Annotated in this window: 23 protein-coding genes; 15 read left to right on the top strand and 8 right to left on the bottom strand. The window is 75.0% G+C overall.

The genetic code is table 11. The features are described 5' to 3' along the window. The first annotated feature begins 54 nt into the window (after nt 1-54). Nucleotides 55-1,377 (top strand): histidinol dehydrogenase, encoded by a 1,323-nt coding sequence (gene hisD / locus OKX07_RS08670; protein ID WP_265631421.1) that lies wholly within the window; start codon nt 55-57, stop codon nt 1,375-1,377. A gap of 20 nt (nt 1,378-1,397) precedes the next feature. Here hisD and OKX07_RS08675 read toward each other — a convergent pair whose 3' ends face one another. Then, a complete protein-coding gene (locus OKX07_RS08675; RefSeq protein WP_265631422.1) occupies nt 1,398-3,614 on the bottom strand; it encodes a DEAD/DEAH box helicase in 2,217 nt (738 codons plus the stop codon). Nucleotides 3,615-3,702: 88 nt separating this feature from the next. Between OKX07_RS08675 and OKX07_RS08680 the strand changes: the two genes are divergently transcribed. The 6 genes from OKX07_RS08680 to OKX07_RS08705 all read left to right on the top strand — a co-directional run bounded on the left by OKX07_RS08680 (nt 3,703) and on the right by OKX07_RS08705 (nt 8,169). Further along, nucleotides 3,703-4,824 carry a histidinol-phosphate transaminase gene (locus OKX07_RS08680; protein ID WP_265631423.1) on the top strand — a complete coding sequence of 374 codons (1,122 nt, stop codon included), beginning with the start codon at nt 3,703-3,705 and terminating at the stop codon, nt 4,822-4,824. Next, nucleotides 4,821-5,444, top strand: coding sequence for an imidazoleglycerol-phosphate dehydratase HisB (gene hisB / locus OKX07_RS08685; protein WP_265631424.1), 624 nt, complete (start codon nt 4,821-4,823; stop codon nt 5,442-5,444). The genes OKX07_RS08680 and hisB overlap by 4 nt, the downstream gene beginning before the upstream one ends. Beyond that, entirely contained in the window at nt 5,441-5,917 is a 477-nt protein-coding gene (locus tag OKX07_RS08690; RefSeq protein ID WP_265631425.1) for a hypothetical protein, read from the top strand. The genes hisB and OKX07_RS08690 overlap by 4 nt, the downstream gene beginning before the upstream one ends. Before the next feature lie 73 nt (nt 5,918-5,990). Beyond that, nucleotides 5,991-6,638, top strand: coding sequence for an imidazole glycerol phosphate synthase subunit HisH (gene hisH / locus OKX07_RS08695; RefSeq protein WP_265631426.1), 648 nt, complete (start codon nt 5,991-5,993; stop codon nt 6,636-6,638). A gap of 53 nt (nt 6,639-6,691) precedes the next feature. Further along, the gene (gene priA, locus OKX07_RS08700) at nt 6,692-7,444 is read left to right on the top strand and encodes a bifunctional 1-(5-phosphoribosyl)-5-((5-phosphoribosylamino)methylideneamino)imidazole-4-carboxamide isomerase/phosphoribosylanthranilate isomerase PriA (RefSeq protein WP_265631428.1); all 753 of its coding nucleotides are present in this window, start codon (nt 6,692-6,694) and stop codon (nt 7,442-7,444) included. Further along, on the top strand, nt 7,441-8,169 hold the full coding sequence (locus OKX07_RS08705) for an SseB family protein (RefSeq protein WP_265631429.1): 729 nt from the start codon (nt 7,441-7,443) through the stop codon (nt 8,167-8,169). Before priA ends, OKX07_RS08705 begins: the two co-directional genes overlap by 4 nt. Nucleotides 8,170-8,177: 8 nt before the next feature. On the opposite strand, the gene OKX07_RS08710 is transcribed toward OKX07_RS08705, so the two are convergent. The 7 genes from OKX07_RS08710 to OKX07_RS08740 form a co-directional block, all read right to left on the bottom strand. Then, nucleotides 8,178-8,600 carry a spore germination protein GerW family protein gene (locus tag OKX07_RS08710; RefSeq protein ID WP_265631430.1) on the bottom strand — a complete coding sequence of 141 codons (423 nt, stop codon included), beginning with the start codon at nt 8,598-8,600 and terminating at the stop codon, nt 8,178-8,180. A gap of 39 nt (nt 8,601-8,639) precedes the next feature. Beyond that, the gene (locus OKX07_RS08715; protein ID WP_265631431.1) at nt 8,640-9,374 is read right to left on the bottom strand and encodes a S1C family serine protease; all 735 of its coding nucleotides are present in this window, start codon (nt 9,372-9,374) and stop codon (nt 8,640-8,642) included. Next, nucleotides 9,371-10,045: a hypothetical protein gene (locus tag OKX07_RS08720; RefSeq protein ID WP_265631432.1), complete on the bottom strand. Its 675-nt coding sequence runs from the start codon at nt 10,043-10,045 to the stop codon at nt 9,371-9,373. The genes OKX07_RS08715 and OKX07_RS08720 overlap by 4 nt, the downstream gene beginning before the upstream one ends. 51 nt (nt 10,046-10,096) lie before the next feature. Continuing rightward, nucleotides 10,097-10,342 (bottom strand): FBP domain-containing protein, encoded by a 246-nt coding sequence (locus tag OKX07_RS08725; RefSeq protein ID WP_265631865.1) that lies wholly within the window; start codon nt 10,340-10,342, stop codon nt 10,097-10,099. Further along, nucleotides 10,339-10,713, bottom strand: coding sequence for a DUF1844 domain-containing protein (locus OKX07_RS08730; RefSeq protein ID WP_265631433.1), 375 nt, complete (start codon nt 10,711-10,713; stop codon nt 10,339-10,341). Before OKX07_RS08730 ends, OKX07_RS08725 begins: the two co-directional genes overlap by 4 nt. Nucleotides 10,714-10,852: 139 nt before the next feature. After that, complete coding sequence (locus OKX07_RS08735; protein WP_265631866.1) at nt 10,853-12,292, bottom strand: catalase; 1,440 nt, start codon at nt 12,290-12,292, stop codon at nt 10,853-10,855. Between the two features lie 135 nt (nt 12,293-12,427). Beyond that, nucleotides 12,428-12,841 (bottom strand): Fur family transcriptional regulator, encoded by a 414-nt coding sequence (locus tag OKX07_RS08740; RefSeq protein ID WP_265631434.1) that lies wholly within the window; start codon nt 12,839-12,841, stop codon nt 12,428-12,430. 373 nt (nt 12,842-13,214) lie between these two features. Here OKX07_RS08740 and infC point away from each other — a divergent pair, with 373 nt between their 5' ends. The 8 genes from infC (at nt 13,215) to OKX07_RS08780 (ending at nt 26,102) form a co-directional block, all read left to right on the top strand. Then, on the top strand, nt 13,215-14,405 hold the full coding sequence (infC, locus tag OKX07_RS08745) for a translation initiation factor IF-3 (protein WP_416220851.1): 1,191 nt from the start codon (nt 13,215-13,217) through the stop codon (nt 14,403-14,405). Nucleotides 14,406-14,492: 87 nt separating this feature from the next. After that, nucleotides 14,493-14,687 carry a 50S ribosomal protein L35 gene (gene rpmI / locus OKX07_RS08750; RefSeq protein WP_046528208.1) on the top strand — a complete coding sequence of 65 codons (195 nt, stop codon included), beginning with the start codon at nt 14,493-14,495 and terminating at the stop codon, nt 14,685-14,687. A gap of 66 nt (nt 14,688-14,753) precedes the next feature. Further along, nucleotides 14,754-15,137: a 50S ribosomal protein L20 gene (rplT, locus tag OKX07_RS08755; protein ID WP_265631435.1), complete on the top strand. Its 384-nt coding sequence runs from the start codon at nt 14,754-14,756 to the stop codon at nt 15,135-15,137. Nucleotides 15,138-15,436: 299 nt separating this feature from the next. Then, nucleotides 15,437-16,267 carry a TrmH family RNA methyltransferase gene (locus OKX07_RS08760; RefSeq protein ID WP_265631436.1) on the top strand — a complete coding sequence of 277 codons (831 nt, stop codon included), beginning with the start codon at nt 15,437-15,439 and terminating at the stop codon, nt 16,265-16,267. A gap of 27 nt (nt 16,268-16,294) precedes the next feature. Next, on the top strand, nt 16,295-16,957 hold the full coding sequence (gene thpR, locus OKX07_RS08765; RefSeq protein WP_265631437.1) for an RNA 2',3'-cyclic phosphodiesterase: 663 nt from the start codon (nt 16,295-16,297) through the stop codon (nt 16,955-16,957). Between the two features lie 259 nt (nt 16,958-17,216). Beyond that, nucleotides 17,217-18,287 (top strand): phenylalanine--tRNA ligase subunit alpha, encoded by a 1,071-nt coding sequence (gene pheS / locus OKX07_RS08770; protein ID WP_265631438.1) that lies wholly within the window; start codon nt 17,217-17,219, stop codon nt 18,285-18,287. A gap of 1 nt (nt 18,288) precedes the next feature. Then, nucleotides 18,289-20,865 (top strand): phenylalanine--tRNA ligase subunit beta, encoded by a 2,577-nt coding sequence (pheT, locus tag OKX07_RS08775; protein ID WP_265631439.1) that lies wholly within the window; start codon nt 18,289-18,291, stop codon nt 20,863-20,865. Between the two features lie 257 nt (nt 20,866-21,122). Then, nucleotides 21,123-26,102, top strand: coding sequence for an ExeM/NucH family extracellular endonuclease (locus OKX07_RS08780; protein WP_265631441.1), 4,980 nt, complete (start codon nt 21,123-21,125; stop codon nt 26,100-26,102). Nucleotides 26,103-26,240 lie beyond the last annotated feature (138 nt).

Consider the following 26,240-nt stretch of genomic DNA (forward strand, 5'->3'; position numbering starts at 1 on the left):
TCGCCGTCCGGACCGCGCGGCGGGGACCGGCGGTCGCGGCCTAGACTCGACGCCGTGATCTCCCGCATCGACCTGCGCGGTCGTCGTCCCTCACGTCGTGAGCTGCTCGCCGAGCTGCCCCGGGCCGAGCTCGACGTCGAGCACGCGACCGAGGTCGTCGCCCCGATCCTCGAGGCCGTCCGCACCCGGGGCGCCGCCGCGCTGCGCGAGCTGTCCGAACGCCTCGACGGCGTGCGGCCCGTGCACCTGCGGGTGCCGGCCGACGTCGTCGCCGACGCCGCCGCCGCGCTCGACCCGCAGGTGCGGGCCGCGCTCGAGGAGACGATCGTGCGCGTGCGCCGCGTGCACGCCGCGCAGCGCCCGCAGGACTTCACGGTCGACGTGGCGCCCGGCGCGCAGGTGCGGCAGCGCTGGCTGCCCGTCCGGCGCGTGGGGCTCTACGTGCCCGGCGGGCTCGCGGTCTACCCGTCGTCGGTCGTCATGAACGTCGTCGCGGCGCAGGAGGCCGGGGTCACCTCGCTCGCGGTCGTCTCGCCGCCGCAGAAGGACCGTGGCGGCCTGCCCGACCCGGTCGTGCTGGCGACGTGCGCGCTGCTCGGCGTCGACGAGGTCTACGCGGTCGGCGGCGCGCAGGCCGTCGCGATGCTCGCGTACGGGGCCGCGGGCAGCGACGACGTGGACGGCGAGACGCTGTGCGAGTCCGTCGACGTCATCACCGGCCCCGGCAACGTGTACGTCACGGCCGCCAAGCGGATGGTGCGCGGGCTCGTCGGCATCGACTCCGAGGCCGGGCCGACCGAGATCGCGATCCTTGCCGACGCGACGGCCGACCCCGTGCACGTCGCCGCGGACCTCGTGTCCCAGGCCGAGCACGACCCGCTGGCCGCGGCCGTGCTGGTCACGCCGTCGGTCGAGCTGGCCGGCGCCGTCGAGGCCAAGCTCATCGACCGCGTGGAGATCACGGCGAACCGCGAGCGGGTCGTCACCGCGCTGCGGGGCTCGCAGTCGGCGATCGTGCTGGTCGACGACCTCGAGGCGGGCCTGGACGTCGTCAACGCGTACGGCGCCGAGCACCTCGAGATCCAGACGGTCGACGCCGCGGCGTGGGCCGACCGCGTCACGAGCGCCGGGGCGATCTTCGTCGGCCCGTGGTCACCCGTCTCGCTCGGCGACTACATGGCCGGATCGAACCACGTCCTGCCCACGGGCGGCTGCGCGCACTTCGCCAGCGGGCTCGGTGTGCACTCGTTCCTGCGTGCCGTGCAGGTCATCGAGTACGACGCGGACGCGCTCGCGGCCGTCGCCGACCGCGTCGTCGCGCTCGCCGAGGCGGAGCGCCTGCCGGCGCACGGCGAGGCGATCCGCGCACGGTTCTGAGCGCCGGCGGGCGCCCGCGCTCAGCCGACGCCGAGCACGAACGGCAGCACCTCGGTCGCACCCGCGCGCCGCAGCAGGCGACCGGCGACCGTGAGCGTCCACCCGGTGTCGGTGCGGTCGTCGACGAGCAGCACGCGCTGCCCGGCGACGCCCGCGGCGACCTCGGGCGGCAGATCCAGGTGCCGTAGCACGTCGGCGAGGCGCTGGGCCGAGTTGACGTCGTGCCGCGACGGCGACCCGGTCGGGACCAGTGCGCCGAGCAGCGGCACCCCGAGCAGGCGCGCCGTGCCCGCGGCCAGGTGCTCGACCAGCGCAGCACGGGTCTGCGACGCGACCGCGACGACCACGTCGACCTGCGGCTCCCAGGCCTCGAGCACGGTGCGGACCGCAGGACGGAGCGAGCCCGGCAGCTCCGTCGGCACCTGCTCGCGCAGGGCCTCGCGCAGCGGCCCACCCCAGCCGAGGGCGTCGAGGCGCCCCACGGCACGCCCCTCGCCGGTCTGCTCGTCGGCAGCGATCTTCCCCTTGAGGTCCAGGCCGAGGGCCGACAGGCCGCTGGGCCACTGCCGCCGCGCCGTGACGGGCTCACCGGGCACGGCGAGCAGGTCGCGCGCGTGGTCCACCGCCGTCGCGTCCGGCACTGCGCCGACCGCGGTGCCGGTGCACCGGTCGCACCGGTCGCACCGCCACCCGTCGGGCAGGTCCGGGTCGTCGAGCGCGGCGCGCAGGAAGGCCATGCGGCACCCCTCGGTCGCCTGGTAGTCGAGCATCGTGCGCTGCTCGGCACGGCGGGCGGCCGTCACGCGGGCGTACCGCTCACCGTCGTACGCCCACGGCTGCCCGGTGGACTCCCACCCGCCGCGCACGCGCCGCACCGCGCCGTCGACGTCGAGCACCTTGAGCATGCCCTCGAGCCGGCTGCGGCGCAGGCTCACGAACGTCTCGAGCCCGGCCGTCGAGAGGGTGCCGTGCGCGTCGAGCGCGGCGAGCGTGGCCCGGACCTGGTCCTCCGGTGGGAACGCCGTGGAGGCGAACCACTCCCAGATCGCCTGGTCGTCGTGACCCGGCAGCAGCACGACGTCGGCGCGCGCCGTCGCACGCCCGGCGCGGCCGACCTGCTGGTAGTACGCGATGGGGGAGGACGGCGCGCCGACGTGCACGACGAACCCGAGGTCGGGCTTGTCGTAACCCATGCCGAGCGCCGACGTCGCGACCAGCGCCTTGACGCGGTTGGCGAGCAGGTCGGCCTCGGCGTGCTCGCGCTCGGTCGGGTCGGTCTGCCCGGTGTACGCCCGCACGTCGAGGCCCGCGGCCCGCAGGTGCGCGGTGACCTGCTCGACCGCGGCGACCGTCAGGCAGTACACGATGCCCGAGCCCTCGAACGTCCGGAGCGTCGCGGCGAGCCACGCGAGCCGGGTCGCGACGTCCGGCAGCGTCGTGACCTGCAGCCGCAGGCTGGGGCGGTCGAGCGTGCCGCGCAGCACGAGCGTGCCGTCCGCGCTCGTGCCGTCGGTCCTCGTCCCGTCCGTGCTCGTCCCGTCCGTCGACGGATCGCCGTCGTGCGCCGGGTCGTGGGTGACGGCGAGCTGCTCGGCGACGTCCGCGGTCACGCGCGCGTTCGCCGTCGCGGTCGTCGCCAGCACGGGGACGCCGGGCGGCAGGTCCGCGAGCAGCGTGCCGATGCGCCGGTAGTCGGGCCGGAAGTCGTGCCCCCAGTCCGACACGCAGTGCGCCTCGTCGACCACGACGAGTCCGGCGTCGCTCGCGAGCCGCGGCAGCACCTCGTCGCGGAACCCCGGGTTGTTGAGGCGCTCGGGGGAGACCAGCAGGACGTCGACCTCGCCGGCGGCGATGCGCGCGTGCACGCCGTCCCAGTCCTGCTGGTTGGCGGAGTTCAGCGTCTCGGCCGCGATGCCGGCCCGGCGCGCGGCGTCGACCTGGTTGCGCATGAGCGCGAGCAGGGGCGAGACGATGATGGTCGCGCCGCGCGGGGGACCGGCCGCCCCGCGGCGCAGCAGCGCGGTGGCGACGAAGTACACGGCCGACTTGCCCCAGCCCGTGCGCTGCACGACGAGCACCCGGCGCCGGTCGGCGACCAGCGCCTCCACGGCCTGCCACTGGTCGTCGTGCAGGCGCGCGTCGTCGCGGCCGACGAGGGCGCGCAGCACCTCCTCGGCCTGCTCGCGCAGCGCGGTGCGATCGACGACGGTCGCGGGAGCGGCGGTGTCCGGGGGCATGTCCGGCAGCGTACGTCGGCACGCCGACACGGACCGGCGGGCGGGAGGCGCGGCCGGCTGCGGCGTCGCTGAACCTAGACTCAGGGGCGTGACCGCCGCCCCTGACCTGTCGTCCGGCACGCTGCCGCTGCGTCCCGAGCTCGTCGGCCTCGAGCCGTACGGTGCGCCGCAGCTCGACGTCCCGGTGCTGCTCAACGTCAACGAGAACCCGTACGCGCCGTCCGAGGAGGTCGTCGCGGACGTCGCGGCCTCGGTCGCCCAGGCCGCCCGCGGGCTCAACCGGTACCCGGACCGCGACTTCGCGGACCTGCGCGCGGACCTCGCGGCGTACCTCGAGGTCGAGTCCGGCGTGCACCGCGAGCCCGAGCAGATGTGGGCCGCGAACGGCTCGAACGAGATCATGCTGCACGTGCTCCAGGCGTTCGGCGGGCCGGGTCGCACGGCCCTGTCGTTCGCCCCGACGTACTCGATGTACCCGGAGTACGCACGTGACACGTCGACCGGCTGGGTCGTCGGGCAGCGTGCCGAGGACTTCTCGCTCGACCCCGACGTCGCCCGCGCCGCCATCGCGACGCACGCGCCGAGCGTCGTCCTGCTCGCCAGCCCCAACAACCCGACGGGCACGGCGCTGCCGCCCGCGACCGTGCGTGCCGTGCTCGACGCGGCCGCTCGCGTTCCCGGCGGGTGCGTCGTCGTCGTCGACGAGGCGTACGGCGAGTTCCGGCGCGCCGGCACCCCCTCGGCGCTCGAGCTGCTCGACGCGCACCCGCACCTGGCCGTCAGCCGCACGATGTCGAAGGCCTTCGGGCTCGCGGGCGCCCGTGTGGGCTACCTGTCGGCCTCGCGCGAGCTCGTGGACGCGCTGCGCGTCGTCCGCCTGCCGTACCACCTGTCGGCCGTCACGCAGGCCGTCGCGCGCGCCGCGCTGCGCCACGCGCCGGAGCTGATGGCGCAGGTCGGCGCGCTGCGCGCCGAGCGTGACGCCCTCGTCTCCTGGCTCCGGGGCCGGGGGTTCGAGGCCGCGGACTCGGACGCGAACTTCGTGCTGTTCGGCCGGTTCGACGATCGCGACGCGGTCTGGCAGGGTCTGCTCGACCGCGGCGTCCTCGTGCGCGTCACGGGTCCCGAGGGATGGCTCCGGGTGTCGATCGGCACCCCGGGGGAGACGGCGGCGTTCACGGACGCCCTGGTGGAGGTGACGGGACGATGAGCCCACAGGACGACGGGCCCGCCCGCCGCACGGCGCGCATCGAGCGCAGCACGAGCGAGTCGAGCGTCATGGTCGAGCTCGACCTCGACGGCAGCGGGCGCACGCAGATCGACACCAGCGTGCCGTTCTTCGACCACATGCTCACCGCGCTCGGCAAGCACTCGCTGATCGACCTGACCGTCCGGGCCACCGGCGACACCCACATCGACGTGCACCACACGGTCGAGGACACGGCGATCGTCCTGGGGCAGGCCCTGCGCCAGGCCCTGGGCGACAAGCGCGGCATCGCGCGCTACGGCGACGCGACGGTGCCGCTCGACGAGGCGCTCGCCCAGGCCGTCGTCGACGTGTCCGGGCGCCCGTACCTGGTGCACACCGGCGAGCCGGCGGGGCAGGAGTACCACCTCATCGGCGGGCACTTCACGGGCTCGCTCACGTCGCACGTGCTCGAGTCCATCGCGCACCACGCGGCGTTCACCGTGCACGTCCGCGTGCTCGCGGGCCGCGACCCGCACCACATCGTCGAGGCGCAGTTCAAGGCCCTGGCGCGCGCGCTGCGCGCGGCCGTGGCCCTCGACCCGCGCGTCGACGGCGTCCCCTCGACCAAGGGCGCCCTGTGAGCGAGGACGACCTCGGCGGCGTCGACGTCCCCGACGACCTGTCGGGCCTGGAGGCCGCCCGGCCGCCCAGCGTGGCCGTCGTCGTCACGCAGGTGGCCGTGGCCGACGCGCTCGCGGCCGCGTGCTCGCTCGCCAAGGTCGACGTCGACGTGGTGCCGTCGCCGGTCGGCGCGCTCGCGGTGCTGCGCGACGCGGCCGCCGGCACGGCCGCCGCGGGCGCGGTGTCGCGGCTGCTGCGCCAGGTGCCCGTGGTGCTGCTCGAGCGGCGCGAGGGGACGATCTCGGCGTCCCAGTGGATCGGCGGCGAGCACCAGAAGGACCTGCCCGCGGGGCTCGTGCTGTCCGGCGCGCCGCCCGTGCTGGAGGACCTGCTGCTCGGCGAGCTGCCGGCGGGCGAGGTCGAGGGCGTCGTGTCGTCGGTGGGGCTCTCGCGCTGGAAGGCCATGCGGCTGCTGGCGTCGCACCGCCGCTGAGCGGCCGGGTCCGCGCGGTCCGGACCTCGGACGGCCGTCCGGGTGCACCCGCGCCCGTGGTTACCCTGGGGTCGTGTCTCCCCGTGTCGTCGTTCTCGACTACGGCTTCGGCAACGTGCGGTCCGCGGTCCGCGCGCTCGCCCGGGTCGGTGCCGACGTCGAGCTGACCGCCGACAAGAAGGCGGCCCTCGACGCCGACGGTCTCGTCGTCCCCGGCGTCGGCGCGTTCGCCGCGTGCATGGCCGGGCTCCGCGCCGTCGGTGGCGACCAGATCGTCGACCGCCGCCTCGCGGGGGGACGTCCCGTGCTCGGCATCTGCGTGGGCATGCAGGTGATGTTCGCCCAGGGTGTCGAGCACGGCGTCGAGACCGACGGCCTGGGCGAGTGGCCCGGCGTGGTCGACCGCCTCGAGGCGGACGTCGTGCCGCACATGGGCTGGGCGCAGGTGGAGCCGCCGGCCGGCTCCGTCCTGTTCGACGGCCTCGCGGACGAGCGGTTCTACTTCGTCCACTCCTACGCCGCGCGGACCTTCCCGCTGCACGACGTGCCCACCGTTGGGGAGCACCCGCTGCCCGCCCCGCTGGTCACGTGGGCGGACCACGGAGGGCGCTTCGTCGCCGCGGTCGAGAACGGCCCGCTGACGGCTACCCAGTTCCACCCCGAGAAGTCCGGCGACGCCGGCGCGCAGCTGCTGTCCCACTGGGTCGGCTCGCTGCGCTGAGCACCGCCCCGCACCGGCCCCGGGCCGGTGCGGACCCCACCCGGAGAGGACCCATGACTTCCACGCGTGAGCCCAGGCTCGAGCTGCTGCCCGCCGTCGACGTCGCAGGCGGCCAGGCCGTGCGTCTCGTGCAGGGCGAGGCCGGCACCGAGACAGCCTACGGGGACCCGCTGGCCGCCGCGCTCGACTGGTACGCCGGGGGCGCGGAGTGGATCCACCTCGTCGACCTCGACGCGGCCTTCGGGCGTGGCACGAACGCGGTCCTGCTCGGCAAGGTCGCCGCGGACCTGGCGGCCAAGGGCGTCAAGGTCGAGCTGTCAGGCGGCATCCGTGACGACGAGTCGCTCGCGCGCGCCCTGGCGACCGGGGCGACGCGCGTCAACCTCGGCACGGCGGCCCTCGAGGACCCCGAGTGGACGGCCCGCGTCATCGCGTCGCACGGCGAGCAGGTCGCGGTGGGGCTCGACGTGCGCGGGACGACGCTCGCGGCGCGCGGCTGGACGCAGGAGGGCGGGGACCTGTGGGAGGTCCTCGCGCGCCTCGACGACGCGGGCTGCTCGCGCTACGTCGTCACCGACGTCACCAAGGACGGCACGCTGCGCGGACCCAACCTGGACCTGCTGCGCGAGGTGTGTGCGCGCACGTCGGCGCCCGTCGTCGCGTCCGGGGGCGTGTCCAGCCTGGACGACGTGCGCGCGCTGCGCACGCTCGTGGCCGTCGGCGTCGAGGGTGCGATCGTCGGCAAGGCCCTGTACGCGGGGGCGTTCACGCTGCCGCAGGCCCTGGACGTCGCCGGCCGCCCGTGACGGGCCGCGAGCTCCCGCCGTCGTCCCCGTTCGCCGGGGACGACGGCTCGGCCGACCCGGACCTTGCCGGCGTCCTCGCACGCTACGGGCAGGGTGCGGCCACGCTCGCCGACGTCGTCGTCGCGATCGCGCCCACGCGCGTCCTCGTCCCCGTCCTGGCCGAGCTCGAGGCCGCCGACGTCGTCGAGCACGACGGCCACGCGCACACCGTCGACAAGGAGGCGTCGGCGGGCATCGTCGCGCTGCGCACCCCCGACGGCCGGACGGCGCTGCCGGTGTTCACGGGCGTCGAGACCATGACGCGGTGGCGCGCCGACGCGCGACCCGTCCCGACGGCGGTGCCGCGCGCCGCGCTGTCGGCCGTCGCCGAGGGCTGGGAGGTCCTGGTCGTCGACGCCGCAGGCCCCACGACCGTCGTCCTGCCGCGGACGGCCGTCTACGCGCTCGCGCAGGGGCTCGCCTGGCGGCCGGCCGTGCAGGACGGTCACGTCGCCGACGACGTCCGGGCGGCGGTGCGCGCGGCGGTCGCCGACGTGCGCCTGGTCGCCCACGCGGACGCGGTGCCCGGTGCGCGTGCCGAGGTCGCCGTCGAGCTCGGGCTGCTCCCCGGCCTCGATCGCCCGACCCTGGACCGCGTCCTTCGGCAGGTGAACGAGGCGCTCGCGCACGACCCGGTCGTCGCCGCGCGCGTCGACTCCCTCGAGCTGCGGGTCCGGCCCGCCTGACCCGGGCGTCAGCGCCGGCGCACCGCCCAGGCCAGCGCACCCACGCAGCCGACCAGCGTCGCGACGACCTGCCAGCCGAGGACCACGCGGTTCACGTCCACCGCCGGCCGCCAGTGCGCACCGTCGTCGTCGACGACGAACACGCCGACGGGTGTGACGTGCGCGGCGAACCCACCACCGCCGCCGTCGCCCGTGCCGTGCGCCGCGCGCCCGCCGGGGCCACCCTCCCGCTGCTCGGTGCCGTGGTCGGCGCCGGGTGTCACGTCGCCGCCGCCGCTGCCCGCACCGGCACCCGTCAGGCCGGTCACACGCGCCACGGGCACGACGAGCTGCCCGTCACGCTCGTACGCCTCGCCGAACACGCGGCGGACGGTGAACGTGTCCTGTGCGACGCGGGTCAGGCCGGCCGGGTCGAAGCTGCGCTCGGTCATCTGACGGATCCCCTCGGTGGCGTGGGCGCGCTCGCGGGCTCAGCCGCAGGTCGGTGCCGGGGCGAACGCCTGGTCGTCACCCAGCATGGCCCGCAGCGTGCTCACGGGCACCAGGTAGCTCATGCCGTCCACGTTCTTGGCGTAGACGACCCCGATGACGCGGCCCTCGGCGTCGAGGGCGGCCGACCCCGAGCTGCCCGGTTCGACCGCCGCGTCGGTGATGAGCACCTCGCCGAGGTTCGCGTTCAACGGGTCGGTGACCGCGGCGTAGACGCGGCCGTCGGTGATGGTCAGCTGGCGGCCCAACGGGTAGCCGACGACGGTGACCGGGTCGCCGACCTGCGGGTCCGCGTCGGCGAGCAAGGGTGCCGCGGGCAGCGCGTCGACCGTGCGGACGACCGCGAGGTCCGCCAGGGCGGCGGTGCTGGCGGCCTCGGCGGCCACGTCGCGCCCGTCGTACGTGCTGAGCTGGAGCTCGGCCGAGTCCGCGACGACGTGCCGGTTGGTGATGAGCGTGTGCTCGTCGAGCGCGAAGCCCGACCCCGTCGACAGGCCGCCACAGCCGATGTTGCGGATCCGGACCGCCATGCGCTGCGCGGCGTCGAAGCCGTCGGGGGAGAGCTGCGAGCCCTCCGCCGCCGCGGTCGGCACCGGTGCCGCGCTCGGCACCACGCTGGACGGCACGGGCGCCGGCGGGTCGGGCAGGTACGCGCACCCTGCGAGGAGCGCGACGAGCGCGACGAGCGCGAGCGCGCCGACCCGGGTGGTCCTCATCGGGACAGCTCGTCCTGCAGCGCCGCGTTGGCGTCGCTCGCGGCGCCGCACACCCGCTCGACGTCGGCGCGGAAGCGTGCGAGGTCGGCCGCGTCGTAGTCGGCCACGTCCTGGAGGTACCCGATGAGGCGCTCCTGCCCGTCCACGCAGTTGGCCAGCGCGGTCGCGACCTGGCCGGCCGCCTGGGAGACGCGCTGCTGGTAGTCGGCGAGCTGTTGCTGCGCGGCCGTCGAGTCCCCGAGCTGCGCCTTCTCGTCGGCGAGCTCGGTGATGCGCGTCTGCGCGGTGGCGAGCTGGGCGCGGGTCGCCCCGAGCTCGCCCGTCGTCGCCTCGAGCTCGGCCTGCACCTGCGCGAGCTGCTCGCCGTGCGTCCGCGCCAGCTCCTCCCAGCCGGCGGCGGACCGCTGCCACGCGCTCGTCGTCGTCCACAGCCGCCAGCCGAGCACGCCGGCCGTCGCGAGCACGACGACCAGGACGAGCGCGAGCACCGTCGTCGCGCGCCCCCGGCGCCGCGGTGCGGGCTCGACGTACGGCCACGGCCCCGGCTGGTCGGACGCGTGAGTCGGGGCAGGGCCCGCCCAGCCCGGCGGCAGCGGTGCGGTCGGTGACGAGGTCGGCGGCGCGTCGCGCGGGTGCCCGGGGTCGGGGGTGGGGCCGCTCGGTCCGGTCATGGCCCCAGGATAGGTGGGCCCACCCCGCCTCGACGTGGCGCGGTGGTGGGCTCACGGCACGTGTCGCCGGGTCCTGAGCACCTCGCGGACGAACCGTTCCGACCGTGCGCGCAGCCCGGTGACGCGGCGCGCGAGGATCTGCTCGCGCACCGCGTCGGACGCCCGCAGGCGCACGCAGGTGGGCACGTCCTCGAGCTCGAGGACGACGTAGGCGGACAGGGGTGCGCGCCGGTCGCGCCACCCGAGCAGGTCGTCCTCGGCCGCGGCGGGTGAGCGGCCCGCGGTCCGTGCCGTCAGGACACGGGGCCGGTGAACTTCTCGCCCGGCCCCTCGCCGAGTGCGTCCGGGAAGGGCGAGGCCTCGCGGAACGCGAGCTGCAGCGAGCGCAGGCCGTCGCGCAGCGAGCGGGCGTGCTGGTTGCCGATGTCGGGCGCGGACGTCGTGACGAGCGCGGCGAGCGCCGTGATCAGCTTGCGGGCCTCGTCGAGGTCGCGGTGCCGGTCGCCCGGTCCGCCCGCGTCGTCCTCCGCGAGACCGCACTTGACCGCCGCCGCGCTCATGAGGTGCACGGCCGCCGCGGTGATGACCTCGACGGCGGCGACGTCGGCGATGTCGCGGGTGGCCTGCACGGCCGCGTCCGCTGCGGCGTCGTCGGTGGTGTGGCTCATGCCTCGATCCTCTCATCGCGCGGGCGTGGGACGGCGGACCCCGCGGGCGGCGGACGTCATCCGGCCGCACGCGCGAGCGGCCCCGCACCCTCGGGTGCGGGGCCGCCCTGGCCGGTGTGCGGCCCGTGCGGTGCCGGGGTCAGGCCACCGGCAGGCTCGCGGTCCCGGGCTCACCGGTCTCGACCGGGGCGTCGATCGCCGTGAGGCGCTCCCGCAGCGCGACGCCGAGCCCGGCGTCGACGGCCGTCCAGTACCCGATCGCGCGCTCACGGATGTCCGCGCTCATGACGCCGCCCACATGACCCGTGATCGTGTCGAGGAACCGTGCGCGTGCCGCGTCGTCGAAGACCTCGCGGTAGAGCGTGCCCGCCTGGCCGAAGTCGTCGTCCTGCGGGTGCAGCGTCGCCGCCGTGCGGACGAGCGCGCCGTCGGACTCCCACCCGCCGTCGCTGGTGCGCGACGGGTCCGCGGCAGGGCCGCCGACCGAGTTCGGTGCGTAGACAGGCGTCGCGGCCGACTCGAAGTGGTACCGCGCCGCGCCGTCCTTCGAGTAGGAGTGCACCGGTGCCACCGGCGCGTTCACCGGGAGCTGCGCGTGGTTCGTCCCGACGCGGTACCGGTGCGCGTCGGCGTAGGAGAAGATCCGCGCGAGCAGCATCCTGTCCGGGCTGGCCGCGATGCCGGGCACGAAGTTGCTCGGCGCGAACGTCGCCTGCTCGATCTGCGCGAAGTAGTTCTCCGGGTTGCGGTTGAGCTCCATCACGCCGACCTCGACGAGCGGGTAGTCCGCGTGCGGCCACACCTTCGTCAGGTCGAACGGGTTGAACCGGTACTCGGTGGCGTCCGAGTACGGCATGACCTGGACGCTGAGCGTCCAGCGCGGGAAGTCCCCGCCCTCGATGTGGTCGTGCAGGTCGCGGATGTGGTGGTCGGCGTCGGACCCGGCGAGCTGCGCGGCGTCCTGCGGGGACATGTTCTCGATGCCCTGCTGCGTCCGGAAGTGGTACTTGACCCAGAACCGCTCGCCGGCCGCGTTGATCCACTGGTAGGTGTGCGAGCCGAACCCGTCCATGTGGCGCCACGTGGCAGGGATGCCGCGGTCGCCCATGAGCCACGTCACCTGGTGCGCCGACTCCGGCGACAGCGTCCAGAAGTCCCACTGCATGTCGTTGTCACGCAGGTGCGAGCCCGGCAGGCGCTTCTGGGAGTGGATGAAGTCGGGGAACTTGATGCCGTCCCGGATGAAGAACACGGGGGTGTTGTTGCCCACGAGGTCGTAGTTGCCCTCGGACGTGTAGAACTTCAGCGCGAAGCCGCGCGGGTCGCGCCACGTGTCGGGGGAGCCCTGCTCACCGGCCACCGTGGAGAAGCGCGCGAGCAACTCGGTGGTGGCGCCCGGCTGGAAGAGCGCCGCACGGGTGTACGCCGACACGTCGTGCGTCACGGTGAACGTGCCGAACGCACCTCCGCCCTTGGCGTGCACGACGCGCTCCGGGACGCGCTCGCGGTTGAACTGCGCGAGCTTCTCGACGAGGTAGTGGTCGTGCAGGGCGATCGGGCCGTCGGCGCCGACGGTCATCGCGTGCGCGTCGGACGCGACCGGGGCGCCGGAGTTGGTGGTGGTGGCGGGGACGTGGGGCAAGGGGGTTCCTCTCGTCGTCCGGGCGGACGGGCCCGGGGGGTCGTGGTGCGGGTGCCGGCGACGCGGGGGGCGTCAGCCGGCGGTCCGGCAGGTGGGGCACAGGCCCCAGAACGTGACCTCGGCCGTCTCGACCGCGAAGCCGGAGGTCGAGCTCGGTGTGAGGCACGGCGCGTGCCCGACGGCGCAGTCCACGTCGTCGACGGCGCCGCAGCCCCGGCAGACGACGTGGTGATGGTTGTCGCCGGTGCGTCGCTCGTAGCGCGCCGGGTGGCCGGCCGGTTCGATCCGGCGCACCAGCCCGGCGTCCGACAGGGCGTGCAGCACGTCGTAGACGGCCTGCACGGACACCGTCGGCAGCGTGGTCCGTGCCTGCCGGAAGACCTCGTCGGCGTCGAGGTGGGCCCGCTCGTCGAGCGCGCCGAGGACGGCCAGCCGGGGAGCCGTGACGCGAAGCCCGTGCCGTCGCAGCAGGTCGGTGTCGGTCACAGGGCCGACCCCACCATGTTTTCTGGAATCATTCAAGTATCGACGCGCGAGGTGCGCGCAACCGACATGCGCCGTTCACGCAGAGGTGGGCTCGCGGAGCGGGGTCTGGTACCCTCAGGTTCGACTGATCCGCGCTGTCGCGCGCCCTCGTCCTGTCGCACGGCCTCTGGTGGTTCTCGAGTGAGCTTCGAGAGCTGCGGGTGACCGTGCCGGAGTCGGGGACACGCGGCGGTGTGGATGCACAAGTGGAGCTCCTCCCACCTGGCCCCGACCGATCGGCTCGTCCGACGACAGGGAACCAGGTCACAGTCCGCAGGTCGCCGGGTTCTCCCGTCGACCGGTCGAGGGTCGCCCTGCGCCCGTCGACGTGGACGTGGACGAGGCCTCCCCCTGTGCTCAGGGCGGGGGCCATCCTCGTTCCTGGGGTCGATCACGACGAACCCGAGGAGCACACATCAGCGAGCCCCGCATCAACGATCGGATCCGCGTCGCCGAGGTCCGACTCGTCGGACCCAACGGTGAGCAGGTCGGCATCGTGCGCCTGGAGGACGCTCTGCGTCTGGCCCAGGACGCGGACCTCGACCTGGTCGAGGTGGCCCCGACCGCACGTCCGCCCGTGTGCAAGATCATGGACTTCGGCAAGTTCAAGTACGAGGCCGACATGAAGGCGCGTGAGGCCCGGCGCAACCAGGCCAACACGATCCTCAAGGAGATCCGTTTCCGGCTGAAGATCGACCCGCACGACTACGGCACCAAGAAGGGCCATGTCGAGCGGTTCCTCAAGGCCGGCGACAAGGTCAAGGTCATGATCATGTTCCGCGGTCGCGAGCAGTCGCGCCCGGAGATGGGCGTGCGCCTGCTGCAGCGCCTGGCTGCCGACGTGGCCGAGCTCGGCTTCATCGAGAGCATGCCGAAGCAGGACGGCCGCAACATGATCATGGTGCTCGGGCCGACCAAGAAGAAGGCGGAGCAGCGCAACGAGCAGCGCCGCGCCGCCGCCGAGGCCAACGACGGCGAGCCGACGGGCAAGGAGTCTGCCGAGCAGGCGCCGCACATCCCGTGGCCGCCGGTCGCGAGCCAGATGCCCACCGTGATCGAGGAGCCGACGGCGGACGCCGAGGCGCCCGCCGCGCAGGCACCGGCGGCACAGGCGCCCGCAGCGCCGGCGTCCGCACCGCAGGCACCGGCAGCACAGGCACCGGCAGCACAGGCACCCGTCCGCTCGGGCGCGCCCACCGCACCGCGGCGTCCGTCGTCCCCGCGTCCGCCGTCGGGCCCGTCCGCACCTCGGACGTCGGCCCCGTCGTCGCGCCCGGCTCCCGCATCCCGGCCCGCGGCTCCGTCGTCGGCACCGTCGTCGGCACCGGCCTCCCGTCCGGCGCCCGCTGCCGGAGCGCCGCGTCCGCCGGCACCGCGTCCCGCGGCGGCACCCGCCGCCCCGCCCCGACCCTCGTCCCCGCCGAACCCCGCAGCCCGCCCGGGCCCGCGGACCGGCGCCGCCCCCAAGCCCGCCGCCCCGCGGCCGGCCCCGAGCGGACCGGCGGACGGCGAGAAGTCCGACTGACAGCCTCACGGGCGCGCCCACCGGCGTCCGGACGAACCCACGAGTCGCACGTCCGTGCGATGCGAACGACAAGGAGACACGGCAGCCATGCCGAAGAACAAGACGCACTCCGGTGCCAAGAAGCGGTTCCGGGTCACCGGTACCGGCAAGGTCATGCGCGAGCAGGCGGGCGGACGTCACCTCCTCGAGCACAAGTCGAGCCGCCGGACCCGCCGTATCGCCGGTGACGTCGTCGTCTCGCCCGCAGACACCCCCAAGATCAAGAAGCTGCTCGGTCGCTGACCCGCCCGGCGCGCACAGCGCCGTCGGCGGAGGCACGAGCCCCGGACACGAGGCAAGGAGCATCACGTGGCACGCGTGAAGCGGGCGGTCAACGCCCAGAAGAAGCGCCGGACGACCCTGGAGCGGGCGAGCGGCTACCGCGGGCAGCGCTCGCGGCTGTACCGCAAGGCCAAGGAGCAGGTCACCCACTCCATGGTCTACGCCTACCGCGACCGCAAGGCGCGCAAGGGCGACTTCCGTCGGCTGTGGATCCAGCGGATCAACGCGGCCGCGCGCGAGAACGGCCTGACCTACAACCGACTCATCCAGGGCCTCAAGGCCGCGGGTGTCGAGGTGGACCGTCGCGTCCTGGCTGACATGGCCGTGAACGACGCCGCCGCGTTCGCCACGCTGGTGAAGCTCGCCAAGACGGCCCTCCCCGAGGACGTCAACGCGCCTCGCGCCGCCTGACACGACGCGTCCCACCGCCGCCCCCACGGCGGCGGTGCACGCCTCCGATCGCCCCCGTCGTCCACGTGACGACGGGGGCGTCGTCGTCCCCGCCGCCGGCGGCACGACCCGACGTCCATCGGAACCGACGCCCACCGGAACCCGGCTCCCCGTTCGAGGCCCCATTCGGTGAGTGGTGGTGCGGTCGGCGGGGCCTGGGTGCGCCGACCGGAACCTGGCTCCCCGTCCCGACGACCCGTTCGGTGAGTGGTGCTCCGGTGGGTGGCTCGGGGTGCGTGGGGGGCAGGGATGATGGGGGTGTGCCTGACGAGCTCCTCACCAATCCCCGCGCCGACCGCGTGAAGGCGGTGCGTGCGCTTGCCGCCCGCACCGCGCGGCGTCGGGCGGGGACGTTCCTCGTCGAGGGCCCGCAGGCCGTGCGCGAGGCCGTGGCCCACGGGGGCCCGCGGGTCCACGACGTGTACACGACCGCCGAGGCGGCGCAGCGGTACCCCGAGATCGTCGACGCGGCCCGGGCGGTGGGCGCCCGCGTGCGCACCGGGACCACCGAGGTGCTCGACGCGATGAGCCCGGACGCGCAAGGACTCGTCGCCGTCGCGGACCAGGTCCACGCCGTGCTCGCGGACGTCCTGACGGCGGGGCCGCGGCTCGTCGCCGTCCTTGCGCACGTGCGTGACCCCGGCAACGCGGGCACCGTGCTGCGGGCTGCGGACGCCGCGGGCGCCGACGCCGTCGTCCTGACGGCCAGCAGCGTCGACGTGCACAACCCCAAGGCCGTGCGGTCGACCGCGGGCTCGCTGTTCCACCTGCCCGTCGTCAGCGGCCCCGAGCTCCCCGAGGTGGTCGCGGCCCTGCGCCGCGCGGGCCTGCAGGTCCTCGCCGCGGACGGGGGCGGCGCGCACGACCTCGACGACCTGCTCGACGCCGCGGGTGGCGCACCTGCCGGCGTGCCCGACCTCGCGGCGCCCACCGCCTGGGTGTTCGGCAACGAGGCGTGGGGCCTGCGGGACGAGGACCTGGCGCTCGCCGACGCCGCGGTCCGGGTCCCCCTGCGCGGACGTGCCGAGTCGCTCAACCTGGCGACGGCCGCCGCCGTGTGCCTGTACGCGTCGGGTCGCGCGCAGCGCTGAGGCGCCACGACTGGCAGGCTGGGCGCCATGCGACTGTTCGCGGCGGTGTGGCCGCCCGACGACGTCCTCGACCACCTCGACCTCGCGCTCGCCGTCGTGCGGCGCGGTTCACCGTCCCAGGACGACGGCGTGCGCTGGGCAGCGCGCGAGACCTGGCACCTGACCGCGGCCTTCTACGGCACCGTGCCCGACGCCGTGACCGACGCGCTGGGCGCCGACCTGGGACGTGCGGCGGCGGGTTTCGACCCGTTCGACCTGCAGCTCCGTGGCGCCGGCGTGTTCGCCCACCGCACGCTGTGGGTGGGCGCGGGCGGCGACGTCACGACCATGGTCGACCTCGCGGCGGCCGCGCGGGCGGTGGGCGAGGAGCACGACGCCCCGCCGGACCCGCGGGTGCGGCACCGGCCGCACCTCACGGTGGGGCGCGCACGGCCGGGCGCCCGGCCGCCGCGCCGCGGGTCCCGGGCGACGGCGTCCGGCGGTCGCGGTGGCGGCAACGGGCCGGGGCGGACCGCCGGCGCCGATCGCCGTGACCTCGACGCCGCGGAGGTCTTCGAGCAGGCGCTCGCCGTGTACGAGGGTCCGCGGTGGCAGGTGGACTCCCTCACGCTCGTCGCGTCGAGACCGGGGGAGGGGCGGGGCGGCGGACCGCTGTACTCGACGGTCGCGTCGTATCCCCTCGGTCGCTGAGTCGCGCGTGTGGCAGCATGACCGCATGCGCGTCCTGCTCCCGCTCCCGGCGGGTGGTCACCGATTTCGCCGGCCCGTCCCGGGCCGCGCGGACCGCGCACGCGCACGCTGAGCAGCGTGCCCCCACGTCGCCGTCCTCGCGGACGCCCCGACGGCCCCGGGACGGGCGCCACTAGACTGCCCAGCCGGCCGACGTGCACCACGTGAGCTGTCCGTGGGGTGCGGCCCGGCCGACGCCGAACCGCCCTGGAAGGTCCTGATGACCAGCGCCACACCGCTGTCCCCGCTCGACGCCGACGGCGTCGCCGCGGCCGTCGACGCCGCGCTCGCGGCGGTCGCCGCCGCCGGCGACCTCGACGCACTGAAGTCCGCGCGCCTCGCGCACACCGGTGACGCCAGCGCGCTCGCGCTGGCGAACCGCGCGATCGGCGCACTGCCCGGTCCCGACAAGGCGGTGGCCGGCAAGCTCCTCGGCCAGGCCCGCGGGCGGGTGAACGCGGCGGTCGCGGCGCGCACGGCGCAGCTCGAGGCCGAGCGTGACGCGCGCGTGCTCGTCGAGGAGTCCGTCGACGTCACGCTGCCCGCCGACGGGCTGCCGCTCGGTGCCCGTCACCCCCTGTCGACCCTCTCGGAGCGCATCGCGGACGTGTTCGTCGCGATGGGCTGGGAGATCGCCGAGGGCCCCGAGCTCGAGGCCGAGTGGTTCAACTTCGACGCGCTGAACTTCGGCGTCGACCACCCGGCGCGGCAGATGCAGGACACGTTCTTCGTCGCACCGCAGGACGCCGACGTGCCGGACGACGCGTCGGGCCTCGTGCTGCGCACGCACACGTCGCCCGTGCAGGCCCGCACGCTGCTCGAGCGGGGCGTTCCGGTGTACATCGCGTGCCCCGGCAAGGTGTTCCGCACCGACGCGCTGGACGCGACGCACACCCCGGTGTTCCACCAGGTCGAGGGCCTCGCGATCGACCAGGGCCTGACGATGGCGCACCTCAAGGGCACGCTCGACCACTTCGCTCGTGCGATGTTCGGTCCCGAGGCCCGCACGCGGCTGCGCCCGTCGTTCTTCCCCTTCACCGAGCCCTCGGCGGAGATGGACCTGTGGTTCCCGCAGAAGAAGGGCGGGCCCGGCTGGATCGAGTGGGGTGGGTGCGGCATGGTCAACCCGCACGTCCTGCGGGCGTGCGGGGTCGACCCCGACGTGTACTCCGGGTACGCGTTCGGCATGGGCATCGAGCGGACGCTCATGCTCCGGCACGGCATCGCCGACATGCGCGACATGGTCGAGGGCGACGTGCGCTTCTCCGAGCAGTTCCGGACGGTGATCTGACATGCCTCGTGTCCCGCTGACCTGGCTCGCCGAGCACGTCGAGCTCCCCGCCGGCCTCACGGCCGAGCAGCTGGCCGCCGACCTGGTGCGCGTCGGCCTCGAGGAGGAGGCGATCCACACCTCGGGCGTGACCGGCCCGCTCGTCGTCGGGCAGGTCGTCGAGCTGACGCCCGAGCCGCAGAAGAACGGCAAGACCATCAACTGGTGCCGCGTCGACGTGGGCGCGCACAACGACGTCGACGACGCCGGCGACCCGACCGTGCCGCGCGGCATCGTGTGCGGCGCGCACAACTTCGGTGTGGGCGACCGCGTCGTCGTCGCGCTGCCCGGAGCCGTGCTGCCCGGGCCGTTCCCGATCGCTGCGCGCAAGACCTACGGGCACGTGTCCGACGGCATGATCTGCTCGGCGCGCGAGCTGGGCCTCGGCGACGACCACGCGGGCATCATCGTGCTGTCGCGCCTGGGCTACGGCGAGGACGTCACCGCGCCCGGCACGGACGCGCTGCGCCTGCTCGGCCTGGCCGACGAGGTCCTCGAGATCAACGTCACGCCCGACCGCGGGTACTGCTTCTCGATGCGCGGCGTCGCCCGCGAGTACGGGCACGCGACCGGGGCGCGGTTCACCGACCCCGGGCTCGTGCCCGAGGTGGACCGCGACCGCCCCGGCGGGTTCGCCGTCGAGATCGACGGCGACGCGGGCATCCACGGCGTGCCGGGCTGCGACCGGTTCGTCGCGCAGGTCGTGCGCGGCGTGCGTGCGTCCGGCCCGTCGCCCGCGTGGCTGCAGCGCCGGCTCACGCAGGCCGGCATGCGGCCCATCTCGCTGGCGGTCGACGTGACGAACTACGTCATGCTCGACCTCGGTCAGCCCCTGCACGCCTACGACCTGGGCACGCTCACGGCGCCCGTCGTCGTGCGGCGTGCGCGGACGGGGGAGCGCGCCACGACGCTCGACGACGTCGAGCGCGCGCTGGACCCGCAGGACCTGCTCATCACCGACTCCACGGGCGGCCGCGCCGCGCGCGTCCTGGGCGTCGCGGGCGTCATGGGCGGCGCGGACTCCGAGGTCGCCGAGGCCACGACGGACCTGCTGCTGGAGGCCGCGCACTTCGACCCGGTGACGATCGCGCGCTCGTCGCGGCGGCACCGCCTGACGTCCGAGGCCTCCAAGCGGTTCGAGCGGGGCGTCGACCCGCGGCTGCCGCGCGTCGCGATCGCCCGGGCGGCAGCGCTGCTGGTCGAGCACGGCGGCGGCACGGTCGACGACGCCCTCACGGACGTCGACCGCACGTCGGCGTCCGCGCCCGTCGCGTTCGACCCGGCGCAGGCCGGCCGGCTCGTGGGCGTGCCGTACACGGACGAGGAGGTGCGCGCGACGCTCGTCGAGATCGGCTGCGAGGTCGACGACACCGACGCCGGCTGGCGGGTACACGCGCCGACCTGGCGGCCGGACCTCGTGGCAGGCGTCGACCTGGTCGAGGAGGTCGCGCGCCTGCGGGGGTACGACGCGATCCCGTCGATCGTGCCGCGTGCGCCCGCAGGCCGGGGGCTGACCCGCGGCCAGCGGGTGCGCCGGGCCGTCGCGGACACGCTCGCCGCCGGCGGGCTCGTCGAGGTGCTGAGCTACCCCTTCGTCGGCGCCGACCAGGTCGACGTGCTCGGGCTGCCCGCGGACGACGAGCGTCGTCGCGCGGTGCGCCTGGTCAACCCGCTCACCGACGGCCAGCCGCTGATGCGGACCGACCTGCTCGTGACGCTGCTCGACACCGCGCGACGCAACGTCGCGCGCGGGACGACCGACGTCGGGCTGTACGAGCTGGGACTGGTCACGCTGCCGGACGCGGGTGCGGCCCCGGCGCCGCGGTTGCCCGGCGGGGTGCGGCCGAGCGACGAGCAGCTGGCGGCGCTGGAGAAGGCCGTCCCGGCGCAGCCGCTGCACGTCGCGGGTGTGCTCGCCGGGCTCGTCGAGCCCGCCGGGCGGGGACGGGCGGGCCGACGGGCCGGCCTGGAGGACGCGCTCGCGCACGTGCGGCGCGTCCTGCAGGTCGTCGGCGTCGAGGCGTCGGTGGCCGCCGACCGGGAGCGGGCCCCGTTCCACCCGGGTCGGTGCGCGCGGCTGACGGCGCCCTCGGGTGCGCTGCTCGGGCACGCGGGCGAGCTGCACCCGCAGGTCGTCGCGGCGCTCGACCTGCCGGCGCGCACGGTCGCGTTCGAGCTCGACCTCACGGCCCTGCTGGCCGCCGCGCCGCTCGACCCGGTGGCCGCGGTCGCGGTCTCGACGTTCCCGGTCGCGAAGGAGGACGTCGCGCTCGTCGTCGCCGAGGACGTGCCGGCCGCTGACGTGCTCGCGGCCGTCCGCGCCGGCGCGTGCGCGGGTCCGGCCGGGGACGTCCTGGAGGACGTCCACCTGTTCGACGTCTACACCGGCGACCAGGTCGGCCCTGGGCGCAAGTCGCTGGCGTTCGCGCTGCGGCTGCGCGCCCCCGACCGGACGCTCACGGCCGCCGACACGGCCGCCGTGCGTGACGCGGTCGTCGCCGAGGCGCACGCCCGGGTGGGCGCCACGCTGCGCGCCTGACGCACGGTGACGCGGGCCCGGGGAGTCGTCCCCGCGGCCCGCGTCGTGCTGCGCCCCCTGCGGCACCGCCCGGACCCGGACGAACCGGGACGAACCGGCGCGCCGGGCGGACGAGTTCACCAGATAGTTACTGTCGGGTAGTTGCGGCGAATCGGGTGAACCGCGCAAGGTGAGGACGGTCGTCCAGGTGACGGCCCACTTGCTGCGCGCCGGAGCCTGACGTACCACTCCCGCCGCGCCCGACGGAGGGGACCCCCGTGCACGCACGACGACGAACGGCCACCGGAGCGCTCACCGCGCTCGCGCTGCTGCTCACCGGTGGCATCGCCACCGCGGGCGCGGCCCAGGGGGCCGTGTCCACCGACGCACCGCTGCTCCTCAACGAGGTGTACGGCGGTGGCGGCAACTCCGGGGCCCCGTTCGACCGGGACTTCGTCGAGCTGCACAACCCCGGTGACGCGCCCGTGGACCTCGCGGGGTACTCGCTGCAGTACGCCTCGGTCGCGGGTACCTCGTGGCAGGTCACGCCGCTGTCGGGCAGCGTGCCGGCGGGGTCCACGTTCGTCGTCGGGCAGGCGTTCGGCAGCAACACCGCGGCCCCGGACGTCCCGGTCGACCTCGAGGGCACGGGTGTGCCGATGAGCGGGACGAACGGGAAGGTCGCGCTCGTCGCGGGCGTCACCGCGCTGACCTGCGGCACCGGCTGCGCGGACGTCGACGTCGTCGTCGACCTCGTCGGGTGGGGACCGAACGCGTCGTCGTACGCGGGCACGGGCCCGGCGCCGGCCACGACCAACGCGACGTCCGTCGCGCGGGACGCCGCGCACACGCACACGGCCGACAACGCGGCCGACTTCACCGCGGGCGCGCCCTCGCCGGCCCCGGCGGGGACCGACCCGCAGGAGCCGGGTGACCCGCAGGCGGCGACGATCGCCGAGGTCCAGGGCACGGGTGCGGCGTCCCCGCTGGTCGGGGTCGTCGTGACGACGTCCGGCGTCGTCACGGCGGCGTACCCGACGGGCGGCCTCAGCGGCTACGTCCTGCAGACCGCCGGCTCGGGTGGCGGCGACGTCGCGTCGCGGACGTCGTCCGACGCGGTCTTCGTCTACTCGCCCGCGACTGCCGGGCAGGTCGAGGTGGGTCAGCACCTGCGCGTGACCGGTGAGGTCTCGGAGTTCAACGGCCTGACGGAGATCACGGTCTCCGCGGCCGACGCCGTCGAGGTGCTGCCCGCCGCGGACGCGCCGACGCCGGTGAGCGCGGCGTGGCCCGCCGACGCGGCGGCCCGCGAGGTGCTCGAGTCGATGCTGTTCCTGCCGACCGGTGACCTGACGGTCTCGAACACGTTCAGCACCAACCAGTACGGCGAGGTGGGCCTGGCATCGGGCACGACGCCGCTGCTGCAGCCGACCGAGGTCGGACGGCCGGGCTCGGCCGAGGCGGCGGCCGCCGTCGCGGACAACGCGGCCCGTGGGGTCGTCCTGGACGACGGCGCGTCGACCAACTTCCTCGGCGCGGGCAACGGCGGGCTGACCCCGCCGTACGTCTCGCTCGAGAACCCGGTGCGCGTGGGGGCCGCCGTGCAGGTCACCGAGCCCCTGGTGGTCGACTACCGCAACAACGCCTGGAAGCTCAACCCGACGACCCCGGTCGTCGCGGGCGGTCCGGCACCGGTGACGTTCGAGGACGACCGCACCGCGGCGCCCGAGGCGGTCGGCGGCGACCTGTCCGTCGCCTCGTTCAACGTCCTCAACTACTTCACGACGCTCGGCGACGCGACGCCGTCGTGCGTCGCGTACGCGGACCCCACGGGCGAGCCCGTCACGGTCCGCGAGGGCTGCGACCAGCGCGGGGCCTGGGACGCGGCGGACCTGGAGCGGCAGCAGACCAAGATCGTCGCCGCCATCGCCGCGCTCGACGCGGACGTCGTCGGCCTCATGGAGATCGAGAACTCGGCACGCGTCGACGGCGTCGCGGACGAGGCGCTCGCGACCCTGGTCGACGCGCTCAACGCCGCCGCCGGTTCCGAGGAGTGGGCGTTCGTGCCGTCGTCCGACGAGCTGCCGCCCGCGACGGAGCAGGACGTCATCACCAACGCGATCATCTACCGGACCGCGGCCGTGACCCCCACCGGGGCGTCGCGTGCGCTGGGCGACCAGAGCGAGGACGACCAGGCCTTCGGCAACGCGCGCGAGCCCATCGGCCAGGTCTTCACGCCGACCGGTGGCGGGGAGCCGTTCCTCGTCGTCGTCAACCACTTCAAGTCCAAGGGATCGCCCGGCCCGTGGCCCGGCGACGCCGACGCGGGCGACGGTCAGGGCGCGTCCAACGAGTCGCGCGTGCGGCAGGCGACAGCGCTGCGCGACTGGGTGCCGAGCGTCCAGGGTGACGCGGAGGCGGTCGCGCTCGTCGGCGACTTCAACTCCTACACGCTCGAGGACCCGCTGCAGGTGCTGTACGACGTCGGCTACGTCGACGCGGTCGCGGCGCTCGCACCCGGGCAGTACAGCTACTCGTTCGGTGGCCTGTCCGGCTCGCTGGACCACGTGCTGCTCAACGAGGCCGCTGCGGCCCGCGCCACCGGCGCGGACGTGTGGGAGATCAACGCCCCGGAGTCGATCGCGCTGGAGTACAGCCGGTACGCCTACCACGGCACGACGTTCTGGGCGCCCGACGCGTACCGGTCGTCGGACCACGACCCGGTGGTCGTGGGGCTGAGCGCGGGCGACGCGAACGAGGGTCCGGTCGACCTCACGTTCCTCAACATCAACGACTTCCACGGGCGCATCGACGCCAACACCGTGAAGTTCGCGGGTACGGTCGAGCAGCAGCGCGCAGCGGCCGACGGTCCGGTCGCGTTCCTGTCGGCCGGCGACAACATCGGCGCGTCCGTGTTCGCGTCTGCCGTCCAGCAGGACCAGCCGACGATCGACGTGCTCAACGCACTGGACCTCGCGGCCACGGCCGTCGGCAACCACGAGTTCGACCAGGGGTACGACGACCTGGTCGACCGCGTGGTCGCCGGCGGGGAGAACGCGCAGTTCCCGCACCTCGGCGCCAACGTGTACCTCGCGGGGACGACGACCCCGGCGCTCGACGAGTACGCGCTGATCGACATGGACGGTGTGACGGTCGGCGTCATCGGTGCGGTCACGGAGGAGACCCCGTCGTTGGTCACGCCCGGCGGCATCGCGGCCCTCGACTTCGGGGACCCGGTCGAGGCCGTGAACCGCGTCGCCGCGGAGCTCACCGACGGTGACGAGGCCAACGGCGAGGCCGACGTGCTCGTGGCCGAGTACCACGAGGGTGCGGGCGCCGGGACGCCCGACGGGGCGACCCTGGAGGAGGAGATCGCCGGCGGCGGCGCCTTCGCCGCGATCGTCACGGAGACCGACGCGGTCGTGGACGCGATCTTCACGGGCCACACGCACAAGCAGTACGCGTGGTTCGGGCCCGTGGGCGACGGCGACGCGACGCGTCCCGTCGTGCAGACCGGCTCGTACGGCGAGCTCATCGGCAAGGTCGTCCTGACCTACGACCCGGCGACCGACGAGGTCACCGCGGCCACGGCCGAGAACGTCGCCCGCACGACCACGCCGGACGCGGAGCTGGTCGCGGCGTACCCGCGGGTGGCCGAGGTCAGCGCGATCGTGGCCGCCGCGCTCGCGTACGCGAACGAGGTCGGCTCGCAGCCGGTCGGGTCCGTGACGGCGGACGTCACCACCGCGTTCAGCGGCGGCTCGTACGTCGACGGCGTGTACGTCGGCTCGGCGCCCGGCACGACGACGGGCCGCGACGACCGCAGCCGCGAGTCGACCCTCGGGTCGCTCGTGGCCGACGCCCTGGTCGACACCCTGTCGGCGCCGGAGCGCGGCGGTGCGCAGATCGGCGTCGTCAACCCCGGCGGCATGCGTGCCGAGCTGATCTACGCGCCCGACGGCACCATCACCTACGCCGAGGCGAACGGCGTCCTGCCGTTCGTCAACAACCTCTGGACGACCACGCTCACCGGCGCCCAGGTGGTCACGATGCTCGAGCAGCAGTGGCAGACCAACGCGGACGGCACGATCCCGAGCCGCCCGTACCTGCAGCTCGGCCTCTCGGACAACGTGGCGTACACGTACGACGTGTCGCGCGCGCTGGGCGACCGGATCACGTCGGTCACGGTCGACGGCGAGCCCATCGACCCCGACGCCCCGTACCGCATCGGCACGTTCTCGTTCCTCGCGCAGGGCGGGGACAACTTCCGGGTCTTCACGGAGGGCACGCAGACGGCCGACTCGGGTCTCATCGACCGTGACGCGTGGATCGCCTACCTGGAGACGAACCCGGGGATCGCCCCGGACTTCGCCGAGCGGGCGGTCGCCGTCCCCGCGCTCACTGATCCCGTCGCAGCGGGCGGGGAGCTGACGTTCACGGTCGGGGGGATCAACCTCACGAGCCTGGGCGCGCCGCTCAACACACAGGTCGAGGTGCGCCTCGGAGACGACGTGCTCGGCACGTTCCCGCTGGTCCAGGGCAACGGTCCGGACGCCTCGGCGCAGGTCACGGTCACCGTGCCGGCGGGCCTGGCGCCCGGTGCGCACACCCTGACGGTCGTCGCGGCGCCGAGCGGGACCACCGCGAGCGTGCCGTTCACGGTCGAGGAGTCCGCGACCGCGTCCACCACGACGCTGACGGCCTCACCGACCACGCAGGTGTTCGGGACGCGCGGCACGCGGGTCCGCCTGTCCGCGACGGTCACGTCGCAGGCGCCCGTCACGGGCTCGGTGCAGTTCGTCGCCGGCCAGGACGTGCTCGGCACGGCGACGCTGCGCGGCGGCCGGGCGGTCCTCACGCTGCCCGCCGACACCCCGGCCGGCACCTACCAGGTCGTCGCGCGCTACGCCGGGACCGACGGGGTCGCGGGGTCGGAGTCGGCGCCGGTCACGGTGACGGTCGCCAAGGCGACCAGCGGGACGACGCTGAGCGTCGTGCAGTCGCCGTTCCCGCGCCTCATCCCGTCGGTGTGGGTCGCGACGGTCGGGCTCGACACGTCACGCCTGCCCCAGGGGCGGGTCGAGCTGCGCGAGGGCAGCCGGGTGGTCGCGCGGGCGAACGTCGTCCTGGGGGTCGCGATCGGCACGGTGCCGCGTGACCTCGGCTCCGGGACGCACCGACTGACGGCGGTGTTCGTGCCCGACGCCCCAGCGGATGTCGCGGGCAGCACGAGCCGGACGGTCACCGTCCGCGGCTGACGCACCACGACGAGGGGCCCGGCCGGAGCGATCCGGCCGGGCCCTACGGCGTTCTGGGCGCGGTGCGGTCGGGCAGCGGCAGTTCCTCACCGCGGTGCTTGTCGGCAAGGCGCAGCCAGTCGGTGACGAAGGTCCCGT

Source organism: Cellulomonas sp. S1-8, from assembly GCF_026184235.1.
GTDB lineage: Bacteria > Actinomycetota > Actinomycetes > Actinomycetales > Cellulomonadaceae > Cellulomonas.

Bases quoted from the DNA above. Each gene is read 5' to 3' on its own strand.
- OKX07_RS08675 (WP_265631422.1), bottom strand. From the start codon at position 3,614: ATGCCCCCGGACACCGCCGCTCCCGCGACCGTCGTCGATCGCACCGCG.
- hisB (WP_265631424.1), top strand. From the start codon at position 4,821: ATGAGCCCACAGGACGACGGGCCCGCCCGCCGCACGGCGCGCATCGAG.
- priA (WP_265631428.1), top strand. From the start codon at position 6,692: ATGACTTCCACGCGTGAGCCCAGGCTCGAGCTGCTGCCCGCCGTCGAC.
- OKX07_RS08710 (WP_265631430.1), bottom strand. From the start codon at position 8,600: ATGACCGAGCGCAGCTTCGACCCGGCCGGCCTGACCCGCGTCGCACAG.
- OKX07_RS08715 (WP_265631431.1), bottom strand. From the start codon at position 9,374: ATGAGGACCACCCGGGTCGGCGCGCTCGCGCTCGTCGCGCTCGTCGCG.
- OKX07_RS08720 (WP_265631432.1), bottom strand. From the start codon at position 10,045: ATGACCGGACCGAGCGGCCCCACCCCCGACCCCGGGCACCCGCGCGAC.
- OKX07_RS08730 (WP_265631433.1), bottom strand. From the start codon at position 10,713: ATGAGCCACACCACCGACGACGCCGCAGCGGACGCGGCCGTGCAGGCC.
- OKX07_RS08735 (WP_265631866.1), bottom strand. From the start codon at position 12,292: ATGACCGTCGGCGCCGACGGCCCGATCGCCCTGCACGACCACTACCTC.
- rpmI (WP_046528208.1), top strand. From the start codon at position 14,493: ATGCCGAAGAACAAGACGCACTCCGGTGCCAAGAAGCGGTTCCGGGTC.
- thpR (WP_265631437.1), top strand. From the start codon at position 16,295: ATGCGACTGTTCGCGGCGGTGTGGCCGCCCGACGACGTCCTCGACCAC.
- pheS (WP_265631438.1), top strand. From the start codon at position 17,217: ATGACCAGCGCCACACCGCTGTCCCCGCTCGACGCCGACGGCGTCGCC.
- pheT (WP_265631439.1), top strand. From the start codon at position 18,289: ATGCCTCGTGTCCCGCTGACCTGGCTCGCCGAGCACGTCGAGCTCCCC.